General features: G+C 72.6%; 13 protein-coding genes. 5 read left to right on the top strand and 8 right to left on the bottom strand.

Translation table 11 applies throughout. The features are described from left to right. Positions 1–70: 70 nt before the first annotated feature. From ACFYTT_RS16645 to ACFYTT_RS16635, 3 genes are all read right to left on the bottom strand, one after another. A complete protein-coding gene (locus tag ACFYTT_RS16645) occupies positions 71–325 on the bottom strand; it encodes a Smr/MutS family protein (RefSeq protein WP_030329768.1) in 255 nt (84 codons plus the stop codon). 124 nt (positions 326–449) lie between these two features. Continuing rightward, entirely contained in the window at positions 450–818 is a 369-nt protein-coding gene (locus ACFYTT_RS16640; protein ID WP_117226333.1) for a M48 family metallopeptidase, read from the bottom strand. A gap of 155 nt (positions 819–973) precedes the next feature. Beyond that, on the bottom strand, positions 974–1,720 hold the full coding sequence (locus ACFYTT_RS16635) for an ROK family protein (RefSeq protein ID WP_176095279.1): 747 nt from the start codon (positions 1,718–1,720) through the stop codon (positions 974–976). A 79-nt stretch (positions 1,721–1,799) separates the two neighbouring features. Between ACFYTT_RS16635 and ACFYTT_RS16630 the strand changes: the two genes are divergently transcribed. From ACFYTT_RS16630 to ACFYTT_RS16620, 3 genes are all read left to right on the top strand, one after another. Continuing rightward, positions 1,800–3,437 carry an ABC-F family ATP-binding cassette domain-containing protein gene (locus ACFYTT_RS16630; RefSeq protein WP_387260077.1) on the top strand — a complete coding sequence of 546 codons (1,638 nt, stop codon included), beginning with the start codon at positions 1,800–1,802 and terminating at the stop codon, positions 3,435–3,437. A 139-nt stretch (positions 3,438–3,576) separates the two neighbouring features. Then, positions 3,577–4,302 (top strand): methyltransferase domain-containing protein, encoded by a 726-nt coding sequence (locus ACFYTT_RS16625; RefSeq protein ID WP_176095280.1) that lies wholly within the window; start codon positions 3,577–3,579, stop codon positions 4,300–4,302. Between the two features lie 222 nt (positions 4,303–4,524). Continuing rightward, the gene (locus ACFYTT_RS16620; protein ID WP_387260073.1) at positions 4,525–5,061 is read left to right on the top strand and encodes a phospholipase; all 537 of its coding nucleotides are present in this window, start codon (positions 4,525–4,527) and stop codon (positions 5,059–5,061) included. A gap of 41 nt (positions 5,062–5,102) precedes the next feature. On the opposite strand, the gene ACFYTT_RS16615 is transcribed toward ACFYTT_RS16620, so the two are convergent. Together ACFYTT_RS16615 and ACFYTT_RS16610 are read right to left on the bottom strand one after the other, a co-directional pair. Continuing rightward, positions 5,103–7,934: an ATP-binding protein gene (locus tag ACFYTT_RS16615; protein ID WP_387260070.1), complete on the bottom strand. Its 2,832-nt coding sequence runs from the start codon at positions 7,932–7,934 to the stop codon at positions 5,103–5,105. 202 nt (positions 7,935–8,136) lie between these two features. Further along, entirely contained in the window at positions 8,137–8,355 is a 219-nt protein-coding gene (locus ACFYTT_RS16610; RefSeq protein ID WP_131051875.1) for a zinc ribbon domain-containing protein, read from the bottom strand. 56 nt (positions 8,356–8,411) lie between these two features. On the opposite strand from ACFYTT_RS16610, the gene ACFYTT_RS16605 reads away from it, so the two are divergent. Continuing rightward, on the top strand, positions 8,412–9,815 hold the full coding sequence (locus tag ACFYTT_RS16605) for a lytic murein transglycosylase (RefSeq protein ID WP_387260066.1): 1,404 nt from the start codon (positions 8,412–8,414) through the stop codon (positions 9,813–9,815). 72 nt (positions 9,816–9,887) lie between these two features. Then, entirely contained in the window at positions 9,888–10,904 is a 1,017-nt protein-coding gene (locus tag ACFYTT_RS16600) for a GNAT family N-acetyltransferase (protein ID WP_176096019.1), read from the top strand. Positions 10,905–10,935: 31 nt separating this feature from the next. Here the strand turns inward: ACFYTT_RS16600 and ACFYTT_RS16595 are convergent, their stop codons facing one another. The 3 genes from ACFYTT_RS16595 to ACFYTT_RS16585 all read right to left on the bottom strand — a co-directional run bounded on the left by ACFYTT_RS16595 (position 10,936) and on the right by ACFYTT_RS16585 (position 14,513). Further along, positions 10,936–11,373, bottom strand: coding sequence for a helix-turn-helix transcriptional regulator (locus tag ACFYTT_RS16595; protein ID WP_254876982.1), 438 nt, complete (start codon positions 11,371–11,373; stop codon positions 10,936–10,938). 555 nt (positions 11,374–11,928) lie between these two features. Further along, on the bottom strand, positions 11,929–12,912 hold the full coding sequence (gene hemB, locus ACFYTT_RS16590; RefSeq protein ID WP_387260062.1) for a porphobilinogen synthase: 984 nt from the start codon (positions 12,910–12,912) through the stop codon (positions 11,929–11,931). Positions 12,913–12,932: 20 nt separating this feature from the next. Further along, positions 12,933–14,513: a uroporphyrinogen-III synthase gene (locus ACFYTT_RS16585; protein WP_176095283.1), complete on the bottom strand. Its 1,581-nt coding sequence runs from the start codon at positions 14,511–14,513 to the stop codon at positions 12,933–12,935.

Below are 14,513 nucleotides of genomic sequence, written 5' to 3'. Positions count from 1 at the left end.
CGGGCTGCCCGGCCGGTGGGCCGGGCGCCCGCTGGCGCGGTCCCGCCGCCCGTGCTGCGGCGGGTCTGGCCTACTTCCAGCGGAAGTGCACGAAGAGTCGGCCGAAGTTCTTGGAGTCCTTCTCGACCCGGTGGTAGAGCTGCTTGACGTCCTTCTGGTCGAGGAAGCGCAGCACCCGCTTCTTGAGCTGACCGGAGCCCTTGCCCGGGATGATCTCCACGAGGGTGGCCTTCTTGGCCACCGCCTCGTCCATGATCCCGCGCAGTGCCCGGTCGATGTCGTGGCCCTTGTTGAAGATCTCGTGCAGGTCCAGCTTCAGCTTCATGCCCCGTCCACCGTCCGGTCGGCTCCCATGCGGCCATCGTAGGCACGTCGCCGGCAGGGCCCGGAGACGACGAGAGGGCGGCCCGTCCGGGCCGCCCTCTCGTCGTCGTGTCGCGTACGCCGCCTCAGCGGCTACCGCCGACCCGGGTCTCGACCCGCCGCAGCGCGGTCGTGTAGTCGTCGTTGGCGGAGTGCATGGCCGCCGCGATGCGCAGGTGCCGCAGCGCGTCGGTATACCGGTTCAGCCGCTCCAGCGTCCGGCCCAGCACGTGGTGGGCGTAGTGGTCGCTGGGGTTGCGGTCGATCAACTCCTGCAACTGCTCCTCGGCCCGCCGGAGCTGGGCCGACTGGAAGTACGCCCGGGCCAGCAACTGGCGGACGGCGGAGTTGTCGGGCTCGGCCTCGACGATCGGCTCGAGCAGCCGGGCCGCTCCGCTCGGGTCGCCCGACTCGAAGAACAGGGTCGCTCGCCGGTACTCAGCCAGAAGATCCATTCTGCCCACCCCCTAGTTCGCACCACTGCCCTGACGCTGGCACAACACCGGCGGGCGCGCGAGTGTTCCCGCGCGGCTTCGGCCGGGGGTGGGGCGGCTGCACGTGTTAGCAGGGGTCCCCTGCTATGCCGCAGGCGTTAGCAGGGGACCCCTGCTTACACCAGGTCCCAGGCGCGGACACCACCGACGATGCCGGCGCTGTTGGGCACCACCACCACGTCGTCGCCCATCCGGGCGAGTTGCTCGGGGCGGATCAGCCGGGAGTTGCCGCCGCCCAGATAGAGCCGGTCCCAGCGGAACACCGGGCGCAGCCCCTCCACCACCTGCCGGATCCGTCGGGACCAGAACGCGTCGCCCAACCGGCGGCGTTCCGGCTCGCCCACGTACGTGTCGTAGGTGGTGCCCCACCGCACCGGGGCGTGCGACAGCTCCAGGTGCGGGGCGAGCACACCACCGTCGAAGAGGGCGCTGCCCAGCCCGGTGCCGAGGGTCAGCACCAGCTCGCAGCCGGTGCCCGCGACCACCCCGGCACCGTGCACCTCGGCGTCGTTGAGCACCAGCGTGGGCAGCTCGAACGCGGCGGCGAGGGCGCTGCGGGCGTCGTACCCGGACCACTGGGCGTTCAGCGCCGGGTCGACCCGGCTGCGCGGGCCGGAGCGGGTCACGTAGTGCGGGGTGGTGACCACCACGCCGTGCCGGATCATGCCCGGCATGCCGACGGTCACCCGGTCGGCGGAGGGGAGCCGGTCGCCGAGTTCCCGCAGGGTCCGCACGAACAGCTCGGGCGGTAGCGGGTAGGGGGTGGGCACCCGCATCGGTTGGGCCCGCATGGTGCCGGCGGCGTCCAGGACGGACGCCTTGATCCCGCCACCGCCGCAGTCGATCGCCAGAGTGGTCTGCACGACCGTGAGTCTGCCTCGTGTGCCGCTTCCGGGCATGGCGGGCCACACCAACCACGCCGGCGGGTAGGCTCGGCTGCTTGTGAGCGCCACGTTGATCGCCAAGGACCTGGCCGCCGGGCACGGGGAACGGACGCTGTTCACCGGGCTGGACCTGGTGGTCGCCCCCGGGGACGTGATCGGCCTGGTCGGGCCGAACGGGGCGGGCAAGTCGACGCTGCTGCGTACGCTCGCCGGGCTGTTGCCGGTGGAGGCCGGCAGTGTCGCGGTGAGTCCGCCCGGCGCGAGCGTCGGGCACCTGCCTCAGGAGCCGGACCGCCGTCCCGGCGAGACGATCCGGGCGTTCCTGGCCCGGCGGACCGGGGTGGCCCGGGCGCAGGCCGCTCTCGACGCGGCCACCGAGGCGCTGACCACCGGTGCACCGGGCGCCGACGACGCGTACGCCACCGCGTTGGAGAGTTGGCTCGGCCTGGGCGGAGCCGACCTGGACGAGCGGGCCGAGGAGGTCGCTGCGGAGCTGGGTCTCGCCGTCGACCTCGACCACGAGATGACCGGGCTCTCCGGCGGACAGGCCGCCCGCGCCGGGCTCGCGTCGCTGCTGCTCAGTCGGTACGACGTCTTCCTGCTCGACGAGCCCACCAACGACCTGGACCTGGCCGGGTTGGAGCGTCTGGAGCAGTTCGTCACCGGGTTGCGGGCCGGCACGGTGCTGGTCAGCCACGACCGGGAGTTCCTGACCCGGACGGTGACCCGGGTGCTGGAGCTGGACCTGCATCAGCAGCAGGTCAACCACTTCGGTGGCGGCTACGCGGCGTACCTGGAGGAACGGGAGGTGGCGCGCCGCCAGGCACGCGCCGAGTTCGAGGAGTACGCCGACACCAGGTCGTCGTTGGAGGCGCGGGCGCGCACGCAGCGATCCTGGATGGAGAAGGGTGTCCGCAACGCCCGGCGCAAGGCCACCGACAACGACAAGATCGGCCGCAAGTTCCGCTCCGAGGCGAGCGAGAAGCAGGCGGCGAAGGCCCGACAGACCGAACGGTTGATCGAACGGCTGGACGTGGTCGAGGAGCCACGCAAGGAGTGGGAGCTGCGGATGGAGATCGCCGCCGCGCCCCGTGCCGGCGCCGTCGTGGCCACTCTCCGCGACGCGGTGGTACGCCGGGGCGACTTCACCCTCGGTCCGGTGCACCTGCAGATCGACTGGGCCGACCGGGTGGCGATCACCGGGGCGAACGGCTCCGGCAAGTCGACGCTGCTCGCCGCCCTGCTGGGCCGGCTGCCGCTGGACACCGGTCAGGCCGCGCTGGGCCCGGGTGTGGTGGTCGGCGAGGTGGACCAGGCACGCGGGTCGTTCCTCGGGGACGCCCCGCTGCTGGACGCCTTCCGGGTCGCCGTACCGGACCTGTCGCCGGCCGACGCGCGGACGCTGCTGGCCAAGTTCGGCCTGCGCGCCCAGCACGTGCTGCGCCCCGCCGCGACGCTCTCGCCGGGCGAGCGGACCCGGGCCGCGTTGGCGCTGTTGCAGGGGCGCGGGGTCAACCTGCTGGTGCTCGACGAGCCGACCAACCACCTGGACCTGCCGGCGATCGAGCAGTTGGAGTCGGCGCTGGCCGGCTACCCGGGCACGTTGCTGCTGGTGACGCACGACCGGCGGATGTTGGACGCGGTACGCGTGGACCGCCGTCTGCGGGTCGACGCCGGGCGGATCGCCGAGTCCTGATCCCGGCCCGCCACACCGGGCTGACCGGCCCCTTCCCGGCGCACCGGTCCGGCCGACGGCCCACCGGAGCGCCGCCTTCTGGGCTAAGTTGCCCATAACGGGCAGCGATCGGGGTATCGCGCCGGCCGGAGGTGGGCGAATGGTCGCGTTGGCACACACCCCGCCCTCGGCCGAACGGCTGCGGGCGGTCGACGGGTTCCTCGCGGAGGCATGGGCGGACCAGGCCCGCCACGACGAGAGACTGCGACCGCTGGCCGTGGAGGTCCGCTTCGACCGGGGCGTCGCCCACCTGACCGGCGAGGTCGACGAACCGGCCCAGCTCCGCCTGGTACGCGAACAGGTCGGCCGACTCGCCGGGGTCTTCGGCGTCTGGTGCCGGGTACGTGTCGGCGGACGCGACCCGGTGGTGGTGGACCTCGGCTGCGGCGGCACCAAGCAGTGGCCGGGCAACCTCGGGCTGGACATCTATCCGGCGCCCGGCGTGGACGCGGTGGCCGACCTCTCCGGCTCGCTGCCGCTGGCCGCCGACTCGGTGGACGTCCTGTTCGCGGTGCACATCCTGGAGCACCTGATCGACTTCCTGCCACTGCTCGACGAGTGCCACCGGGTGCTGCGCCCCGGCGGCGTCCTGCACGTGATGAGCCCCTGGTGGGGGCATGTGAACGCGGTCGCCGACCCGACCCACGTCCGACTGCTGGACGTACAGACCATCAAGGGGGTCTGCGCGATGCGTCCACCGGGCACACCGCGCTGGCACCCGTTGCACGCCGGCACCGACGGCGCCTCGATCTTCGCCGACCTCACGCCGTTGGGCGTGGACGACGACGGCCCCTCCCCCGCCCACATGGCCCGCTTCTTCGACTGACCACCCACCGGTCCACCCGGCACTGAGCGGCGAATCGGGCCGACCGGCCCGCGAATGCCCCGGACGTCGTCGACGTCCGGGGCATTCGTCTGTTTCAGCACGGTCACCAATATTTCTCAGTGGCTACACCCGGATACCAGGACCTTGATCGAGACTGTTCGAACTCCGGGTACTCGCCGGTAACCACTGCCCCCACCGCACACCCCCGCGGAGGTATCCCCCGTGCTCAGACGTCTCACCACCGTCCTGGCCTCCGGCGCGGTCGCGCTGGCCGCCACGCTCGCCGTGGCGTCCCCGGCGGCTGCGGCCGTCACGCCCGCCCAGAAGCTGTCCGTCCTGTCGAGCTGGACCCAGACCAGCGCCAGCAGCTACAACGCCTGGAACTCGGCCCGGCAGAACCGGACGCCGTGGGCCGGCTACAACTTCGACTGGTCCACCGACTTCTGCTCGTCCAGCCCGGACAACCCGCTCGGGTTCCGCTTCTCCCTCTCCTGCCACCGACACGACTTCGGCTACCGCAACTACAAGGCGGTCGGCCAGTTCAGCGCCAACAAGTCCCGCCTGGACAGCGCCTTCTACGAGGACCTCAAGCGGGTCTGCGCCACGTACAACTCGGTCGTCCGACCGGCCTGCCTCAGCCTGGCCTGGACCTACTACCAGGCGGTGAGTGTCTTCGGCTCGGCCGCCTCCGTCCAGCAGTCCGACATCGACCGGGCCGCCCGGATGAAGGCCGAGGCCGAACTCCTCGCCCGCACCTGACCCGCGCGCCGAGGGGTCCGCGTCCGACGCGGGCCCCTCGGTCAGGCGTGTTCGGTGTGCCGGTCGGCGGCGGCGGTCGACTGCCGGGGCGTCGCCCGGCCCGCCCGCGCCGCGAACCGGGCCGACTCGCCGGTCAGGTCGGGATGCTGGACGCCGAGTGCCAACGCCACGGCCTCGTCCAGGCCCAGTTCGGAGCCTTCACCGTACGCCTCGTCGAAGGCGACGTCGCCCAACGTCCGGCGCAGCGCCACCTGCCGCTCGTTCCAGTAGCCGTCGTAGATGCCGGTGGTCGACCGCAGCCCCGCCCGGGTCGCCTGCGCCGCACCGAACAACCGAGCCGAGGTCAGCGGTTCGCCCCCCGCGAGGCAGCGCACCGCGATCGCGTTGAGCGTGTCGCAGGCCCGACCGTGGAAACCGTGGTTCATCCGGGACCGCAACGCCGCCAGCAGGTGCTCGTGCGCGGCCACCAGGTCGCCCCGGGCCAACGCCACCATGCCGAGCAGCATGTCCACCGAACGCCGACCCCGGTCGACCGGGCGGGCCGCCTCCACCGGTCGCGCCGCCGCGAGCAGGTCGGCCGCCTCGTCCAGGGCGCCCCGCCGCCAGAGCAACTCGGCCAGCCGGAACACCGCGAACAGCGCGTCCGACTCCACCCCCTGCTCACGGGCCCAGTCGATGACCTCCCGGCAGATCCGTTCGGCCTCGGCGAACTGCCCCATGTCCACCAGCGGCGCCGCCCGGCCGGCGAGCACCCGGGCCAGCAGCCCGGCGTCCCCGGCCTGCCGTGCCGCCGCCTCGGCCCGCTGCGAGTAGCGCAGCTCCTCGGCGTACTCGCCGTCGCCACCGGCGTGCAGCGAGTGCATGTGGTACGCCGCCGCCAGCTCGGCCTCGGGGATCACCTCCCCGGTCTCGGCGATCCGGCTGTAGAGCCGGAACAGCCACAGCCGCCCCTCCCGGGCCAACCCGCGTTCACGCCACCACTGGTCGAGGCCACCGGCCAACCGCAGGCCCGCCCGGGCACTGCCGCCGGTGGCGCACCAGCGCAGGGCGGCCCGCAGCTCACCGGCGAGTGGATCGAGCGCGTACAGCGACAGCGTCACCGGTTGGCCGTCCGGGCCCAGGTGCGCCCGTTCCAGGGCGTGCGCCGACCAGCTCACGTGCCGGTTGCGCGCGTCCCGCTCCTCACCGGCCTCGGCGAGCCGGCGGGCCGCGTACGCCCTTATCGGGTCGAGCATCCGGTACGTGCAGCCGCCGGCCTGCGGCTCCGCCAGCACCATGGACTTGTCCACCAGCACCGAGAGCGGGTCGAGCGGGTCGTCGTCGAGCAGCCACTCCACGCTGGGCAGGTCGACCGGGCCGGCGAACACCGCAAGCCAGCGCAGCAACCGCGCGGCCCGGGGACCGAGAGTGCGGTACGACCAGGTCACGGTCGCCTGCATGGTCAGGTGACGTTCGATCGCCGACCGCGCCACCGCCCGCATCGCCGGGGTCTGCGGACTCGTCCCGGTCGCCGCCGCCACTAGGTCCACCGTGTCCCGCTGGTTGCCGGAGTTGCCGTGGTCGGCCGGAGGCGGCTCCGGGTCGTCCCGACCGGCGTCCAGAGTGCCCAGCACGTCGTCGAGGCGTTCGGCGAGCTGCCCGACCGAGAGCACCCGCAGCCGCGCGGCCGCCAGCTCGATGGCCAACGGCAACCCGTCCAGCCGGCGTACCACCCGGCGCAGATCCGCCGACTCGACCGGGTCCGGACGTCGTCCACCACGGGCGGCGGCGGTCCGGTCCAGCAGCAACGCGACCGCGTCGCTCTCGGTGCCGTCCGGTGACGGGTCGACCGAGAGCGGCGGGATGCGCCACACCACCTCGCCCGGCAACGCCAGGGGTTCCCGGGTGGTCGCCAGCACCTTCACCCCGCTGCCGCCGGAGAGCAGCCGGGACACCGCCTCGGCGCAGGCCGTCGGCTGCACGTCGCAGGTGTCGAGGACGATCAGCATCCGGCGACCGGCCGCGTACTCGACCAGGGTGTCCACCATGGGACGACCCGGTTCGGGACGCAGCCCGAGCACCGCGGCGATCGCGAACGCCACCAGTCCCGGATCGGTCACCGAGGCGATGTCGACGAACCAGACTCCGTCGGGGTACTCGTCCACCAGGTCGATGGAGAGTTCCACGGCCAACCGGGTCTTGCCGCCACCACCGGCACCGAGCACGGTGACCAACCGGTGTCCGGCCACCAGCTCGCGCAACTCGGCCCGTTCGACCTGCCGGCCGACGAACGAGGTGACCGGGATCGGCAGGTTGTGCGCCACCGCGTCGGCCGTACGCGGACGCGGGAACTGCCGCTCCAGGCCGGGCGCGACGAGTTGGAAGAGGCGTTCCCGGTCGTCGAAACCGCGCAACCGGTGCAGCCCCAGGTCGATCAGGGACGCGCCGAACGGCAGCGGATCGGCGTGCCGGGCGGTCGCGGCGGAGCAGAGCACCTGCCCGCCGTGCGCGGCGGCGGCGACCCGGGCGGCCCGGTGCACCTCCGGACTGGCGTACTCGCCGTCACGCGGCTCCGCCCACCCGGTGTGCAGGCCCATCCGCACCCGGGGTGCCGCCTCCGGCGTCGGCCACTCGTGCTCGCCGAGCGCGCGTTGCGCGGTCAGGCAGGCGGTCAGCGCAGCACCGGCGTCCCCGAAGGCCAGGAAGAACGAGTCGCCCTCGGTCAGCAGCTCGGCGCCCTCGGTCGCGGCGATCGTCCGGCGCAGCAGGCGGCGATGCTCCCGCAGCACCGGGCTATACCCGGAGCCGAGCATCTGCGCCAGTCGCGTGGAGCCCTCGATGTCGGTGAAGACGAAGGTCACCCAGCCACTAGGGAGGTGGATCCGTGGCGGCATGCGTGGAACCTCCCCCCTGACCTCGGCTTCATACTTCCCGAAACCAGATCATCACGCATCGTGAGAACGGTCGGCCGAGACTCCGCCCCAAGGTGCCATCGCACCCGGCGTCCGGGCAAGACCGACATCACCCGTCCCACCACGTACGACGACCCTCCGGCCGGTCCGACCACGTCCGACCGGCCACCGCCGCCAACGGCGTTCAACAGCCGCAGCCGCCACCGCAGCAGCCGCCGCCGGAGAGCGCGGGCGGGCCGCCGGAGGCACCGGAACCCCGTCCTGTGACCGCGACCGTCGACAACAACTTCACCGTGTCGGAGTGCCCCTTCGGGCAGGATGCGGGCTCGCCCGCCTGGGCCATCGGCCGGTTGACCTCGAAGGTGTCACCACAGGCGCGGCATCGGAACTCGTACCGGGGCATGGCATCAGGGTACGACCGGACCTGACGGTGGCGGCGACATGGGTGATACTCGACGGGTGGCAGACGGCGAAGAGCGGAGAACCCTTCGACCCCTGCGACCGGCCGCGCCGGGCGCCCAAACCGGTGCCACTACGGACAGACCGGTCAGCGCGGTACCCCGGCCGCGTCGACCGTGGCTGGACTCCGGCGGACCGGCCGACGGGTCGCCCACCACCGGGGCCGACGCGGCCACCAGCGCGCCGACGATCAGGGCCGCCACACCCGCGCCCGAGCAACCGGCCGAGCCCGAGCCCACGGCCGACGCGAAGGCTGACCCCACGGCCGAGGCCAAGCCTGCGACCACGGCTGACGGCAAGGAAGCCACCAGGGCGGTCGGCGAACCGACGGCCACGACCGAGACCGCCACCAAGGACCCGTCGGCCAAAGCCGAGACTCCCACCAAGACCGACGGTGAGGCGGCGGCCACGGTCGGCCCGTCCGGGACGACCGACGAGAAGGCGGGGGACGGGACGGGTACCCGGCCGCCGCGAGCCCGGCGTCGCCGGGTGCGCTTCGCGCATGCCGTACGCGTGCCGGGTCCACGGGCCGCCGCCCTCGCGACCCGGGACTGGTCGCGGCGGCCCGGCGGGCGACTGACCCTGCCCGGGGTGTTCCTGCTCGCGCTGGTCATCGCGACCGCGACGGCCGGCGCGCTGGTGGTGCCGAAGACCGTCGGCGCACCGCGTCCGGTGGCGGCCGACGCGACCGCCGGGCCGGAGACGACCGACGGCATCACACCGCTGACCGAGGCCCCGCCGATCGGCGCCGTCCCGCCGGGCACCGGGACGCTGCCGCCGGGCGCGACGCCGTTCCCGGGCGCGACGGGTGGTACCGCGCCGGTGCGCGGGCGCCCCTCCGACGCTCTGGCCGGCTGGGCCGGCGACGTGGGTGCCAAGACCGGCATCGACCCGATCGCGGTGCAGGCGTACGGCTACGCCGAGCTGGTGCTCGCCGAGACCAACCGGGCCTGCGGCCTGAGCTGGACCACGCTGGCCGCGATCGGCTTCGTCGAATCCCGACACGGGCAGGCCAACAACGCGCGACTCGGGCCGGACGGCAGGGCCACTCCGGAGATCATCGGACTGCCGCTGGACGGGCAGGGCGGTCGGATGCGGATCGCCGACACCGACCGGGGCGAGCTGGACCGGGACACCACCTACGACCGAGCGGTCGGACCGATGCAGTTCATCCCGACGACCTGGGAGGAGAACGGCGCCGACGCGGACGGCGACGGGATCAAGGACCCGCACAACATCCACGACGCCGCGCTGGCTGCCGGAATGTACCTCTGCAAGGGGGGCCGCAACCTCACCGTTCCGGGTGACTGGTGGAACGCCATCTTGTCGTACAACAACGTCGGTCGGTATGCCCAGGCCGTCTTCGAAACGGCCAACCGGTACGGACAGGCCAGTCGCACGTGAAGTGATCGTCCGCGCACATTGGAGGACTGGACACTTCCCCCCGGCAGCCGTTAACGGCAAGCTAGACGCGTGATGGTGCGCGAGTGGGACCCCAGGACCGCGTCGTCCGCCGAGATCGCGTCGCTGTTGGACACGCTGAACGCGGTCCTGGCGGTCGATCTTCCGCAGGATCCGCCATGGCGGGAGAGTTCCGTGCGGGAGTACCTCACCGAGGTGATGCCCGGCGAACGACGGATCGCCTGGGTGGCCCAGGCCGAGTCGGCCGCCGACGGGACGCCCGGCCCGATCCTGGGTCAGGTGCACGTGTTGCTGCTCGGCAGCATCGGCGTGCTGGAGGTGCTGGTACACCCCGACCACCGGCGCAGGGGCCTCGGCCGTGACCTGGTCCTGCGCGCCTCCCGTCGGGTCTACCAGGAGGGCTTCGAGTCGATCGGCGTCGAGGTGGTGGGTGACACCCCGGCCGTCGCCTTCTACGAGTCGCTGGGCTTCAGCCGGGAGTACGTCGAGACCCGGAGCGTGCTCGACCTGGCCGGTGTCGACTGGACCGAGTTGGCCGAGATGTCGACCGGTGTCGGCGCCGGCTACCACGTGCAGTTCCACCCCGGCGGGCCGCCGGACGACCTGATCGAGGCGTACGCCCGGGCCAAGGCCGAGATCCGGGACGTCGAGGACGGCGAGCTACGACCCAGCTCGTACGACCCGCAGCGGCTACGTGACAGTCTCGACTGCCTGCACCGGCGGGGAATGAAGCCGTACATCGTGCTCGCCCTGCACGAGAAGACCGGCGAGGTGGCGGGCCTGACCGAGGTGGTCGTGCCGGCGCAGCACCCGACCCGCGCGGACCAGTACGACACGATCGTGGTGCAGGAGCACCGCGGCTACGGGATCGACCGCGCCATCAAGGCTCGGATGCTGCTGGAGTTGCGCTCGGCCGAGCCGCATCTGACCGAGGTCCAGACCTGGAACGCCCAGGCCAACGAGGCCATGCTCAAGGTCAACGCGGAGCTGGGCTACCGGCCCGACCGGGAGTGGTGCGAGTACAGCGTCGACGTGGCCGAGTTGGTGCACCGCCTCGACGCCGCCCGCTAAAGCTCGGGCCGCTCCGCCGGGTCGCGGTCGGTCAGTAGTACCAGGATCGGGGGTCCGGGGGCGGCGGATCGTTGCGGTACTTCGCCACCCGTACCTCCCACTGGCTGCGCCGCCGACGGGCCTCTCGCTCGAAGCGGCACCGCTTGAACGTCTCCGGCGGACGGGCGAGTCCGTAGATGTCCGCCCACCACTCGCCCGGCTTCGGGTCGAGAATCGTGTCGAGATGTGCCGGGTAACGGCGGCCAGCCCCGTCCAGGGTGTCGTCCCACACCTCCATCGGCAGGATCACGTGCCCGTCCTGGTCGACCACGACGAGGTAGAGCCCGGCGGCGCCGATCAGGCGTTCCAGCACCGCGAGACTCGGAGTCAAGGTGCCGGACTCGACCCGGGCGACGGTGGAGGGCGCCACCCTCGCGAACCGGGCCATCCGCGTCTGACTGAGCCCGACGATCCGCCGGACACGCCGCACCAGACCAGCGATGGGAAACGCGCCGAGGGTAGGGCCGCGGTCTGTGGGCTCGAAGATGGAAGACATACCGGCGACCCTCGCCGACCCCCAGAACCCGCCGCAACCCCTGTGGATAAACCTGTGGAAAACTTGCGGCAGCCCGCCCGGTTCCGCCCCTCCCGGACTACCTCATCGGCCCCTTTGCTCTGCTTCAACCCACGCAACGGATTCGGCGCGGAACTGATGCGTGGGTTGAAGCAGAGCAAAGGGCGCCAAGGGGCTACCCGGAGCCGACGGGAACACCGCGACATGCACGACGTCCACCACATCCGCGACACCACTGGTCGATCTTGAAGGCCGCGTCGATCAACATCGCGCAACCGACGACGGCGCCGGCCCCTGCCAGGCCACCAGGACCGTCGGGACATCGGGGCGACCAGGACCGCCGGGACATCAGGAGCCGGGCCCGACCACACAGCGGAGCGCGACGAGCTTTGACCGGGACGGACCGGCCAGCAGTGCCGACCAGCGCGACCAGCGGCGCTCCGTGCCGGCCGGGCCGGGTGCCGGGAGGGGTCAGTAGCGGTCGCGGAGCAGGCCGGCGGCTTCCACGGCCCAGTAGGTGAGGATGATCTGCGCACCGGCGCGGCGGATCGAGGTGAGCGTCTCCAGCATCACCTTCTCGCGATCGATCCAGCCGTTGGCGGCGGCGGCCTCGACCATGGCGTACTCGCCGGAGACCTGGTAGGCGGCGACCGGGACGTCGACCGCGGCCCGGACCGCGGCGACCACGTCGAGGTAGGGCAGGGCCGGCTTGACCATCACGATGTCCGCGCCCTCGGCCACGTCCAGCTCGACCTCACGCAGGGACTCGCGTAGGTTCGCCGGATCCTGCTGGTACGACCGGCGGTCGCCGTCGAGCGCCGACTCGACCGCGTCGCGGAACGGACCATAGAACGCCGAGGCGTACTTGGCGGTGTAGGCCAGCACCGCGACGTCGGTGTGCCCGGCCGTGTCGAGCGCCCGGCGTGCCACGCCGACCTGGCCGTCCATCATCCCGGACGGGCCGACCATGCCGGCCCCGGCGTCGGCCTGGGCCACCGCCATCTCGGCGTACGCCCCCAGCGTGGCGTCGTTGTCCACCGATCCGTCCGGCCGGAGCAGGCCGCAGTGCCCGTGCGAGGTGAACTCGTCCAGGCAGAGGTCGCTCATCACGACGGTGGAGTCACCCACCTCGGAGACCACGTCCCGGATGGCGACGTTGAGGATCCCGTTCGGGTCGAGCCCGCCGGACCCCCGCTCGTCGCGCGACGTCGGCACCCCGAACAGCATGATCCCGCCGACGCCGGCGCGTACCGCCTCGACAGCCGCCTTGCGCAGCGAGTCACGGGAGTGCTGGAGCACGCCGGGCAGCGAACCGATGGCCCGAGGCTCGGTCAGCCCCTCCTTGACGAACATCGGCACGATCAGCTCGGCCGGGTCGAGACGGGTCTCGGAGACCAGCCGCCGCACGGCTGCGGTACGCCGCAGCCGGCGGGGGCGGTTCTCGGGGTACGGCACGGTGCCCTCCCTGACGACTACTACCGGAACCTGAGCGCGGTCGGCCCCTGGACCTTCGAGCCACGGCGCTGCTTCGCCGGCATCGCGGCGAGCTTCTCCCGCAGTTCGACGGCGTAGCCGGCGAGCGCCTCCACCAGGTCCGGCACGGATGCGTGCGGCGGCTGGACGTCGACCCGCAGGCCGAACTCCGTCGCGGTCTCCGCGGTCTTGGGCCCGATGACGGCTACCACGGTACGCGCGTGCGGCTTGCCGGCGATGCCGACCAGGTTCCGGACCGTGGACGACGAGGTGAACAGCACCGCGTCGAACCCGCCCGACTTGATCGCGTCGCGGATCTCGGCGGGCGGCGGGGCCGCCCGGACCGTCCGGTACGCGGTCACGTCGTCGACCTCCCAGCCGCGCTCGGTGAGCCCGGCGGCGAGCGTCTCGGTGGCGATGTCGGCGCGCGGCAGCAGCACCCGGCCGACCGGGTCGAGCACCTCGTCGTGCGGCGAGAACTCGGCCAGCAGCCCCTCGGACGACTGCTCCCCGGAGGGGATCAGCTCCGGCTGGATGCCGAAGGCACGGACCGCGTCGGCGGTGGCCTCACCGATACAAGCGATCTTGACGCCACCGAAGTGCCGGGCGTCCAGGCCGTGCTCGGCGAACTTCTCCCAGACCGCGCGCACCGCGTTGACCGAGGTGAAGATGACCCAGGCGTACCTGCCGTCGACCAGACCCTTGACCGCACGCTCCATCTGCGCCGGGGTACGCGGCGGCTCCACCGCGATCGTCGGCACCTCGCACGGGATGGCTCCGTACGCGCGCAGCCGGGCACTCATCGCGCCGGCCTGCTCCTTGGTGCGGGGCACCAGCACCTTCCAGCCGTACAGCGGGCGGTTCTCCCACCAGCTCAGCTTGTCGCGCTGGCCCACGCCCTCGCCGAGGGTCAGCACGACCCGGCCGGTGAAGCCGAGTGCCGCCGCGACGAAGGAGTCCACGGTCGACGTGGTGGTGTACTGCGTCTCCCCGGTGCCGTCCCCGGTCACCCCGACGTCGGTGGTGCCGTCGACCCCGGCGGCGAGCAGCCCGTCGCGGATGGCGGCCAGGTCACCGGCGTCCACCGCGAGCGCCAGCGAGCCGCGCTGCACGGCTGCGGCCAGCGCCTCGAAGTCCAGCGAGCCGACGTCCTCGACGTCGGCGGCGGTGCGTACGCCGGGCAGCGGCACACCCGCGTACGCGGCCACGCCCTCGGCCTGGCCGACGCCGGGCACCACCTCGAAGTGCGCGGCGGTACGTGCCACCGCCTGCACCTCCTTGACCACCGAGTCGTGGCCGAACGGGTCGCCGGCCACCAGGTGCACCGCGTTCTGCCCGGAGCGGGCAGCCGAGATCAGTACCTTCGCCACGTCACCCGGGGCGCCCTCGGCGGGGGTGAACTGGGCGTCTTCCCTGGCCTCGGCCCGGACGACGTCGAGCAGCGACTCGGGGACTCCCCGGTCGTACACCACCTGGTCGGCGTCGACCAGGGCGTCGTGCGCCCGGCGGGTGAGCAGGCCCGGGTCGCCGGGACCGGCACCGACGAATGCGATCCGGCCTACGGGCTTACGGGTGCGGGTCAT

The organism is Micromonospora sp. NPDC003816 (assembly GCF_042874705.1).
Lineage (GTDB): Bacteria > Actinomycetota > Actinomycetes > Mycobacteriales > Micromonosporaceae > Micromonospora.
The sequence above is the reverse complement of the archived record's forward strand: the minus strand, read 5'-3'. Positions and strand labels throughout refer to the sequence as shown.

What these genes read in the sequence shown, in the direction of transcription:
- ACFYTT_RS16645 (WP_030329768.1), bottom strand. Translation starts at nt 325, where the DNA reads ATGAAGCTGAAGCTGGACCTGCACGAGATCTTCAACAAGGGCCACGAC.
- ACFYTT_RS16625 (WP_176095280.1), top strand. Translation starts at nt 3,577, where the DNA reads ATGGTCGCGTTGGCACACACCCCGCCCTCGGCCGAACGGCTGCGGGCG.
- ACFYTT_RS16610 (WP_131051875.1), bottom strand. Translation starts at nt 8,355, where the DNA reads ATGCCCCGGTACGAGTTCCGATGCCGCGCCTGTGGTGACACCTTCGAG.
- ACFYTT_RS16640 (WP_117226333.1), bottom strand. Translation starts at nt 818, where the DNA reads ATGGATCTTCTGGCTGAGTACCGGCGAGCGACCCTGTTCTTCGAGTCG.
- ACFYTT_RS16600 (WP_176096019.1), top strand. Translation starts at nt 9,888, where the DNA reads ATGGTGCGCGAGTGGGACCCCAGGACCGCGTCGTCCGCCGAGATCGCG.
- ACFYTT_RS16615 (WP_387260070.1), bottom strand. Translation starts at nt 7,934, where the DNA reads ATGCCGCCACGGATCCACCTCCCTAGTGGCTGGGTGACCTTCGTCTTC.
- ACFYTT_RS16585 (WP_176095283.1), bottom strand. Translation starts at nt 14,513, where the DNA reads ATGACCCGCACCCGTAAGCCCGTAGGCCGGATCGCATTCGTCGGTGCC.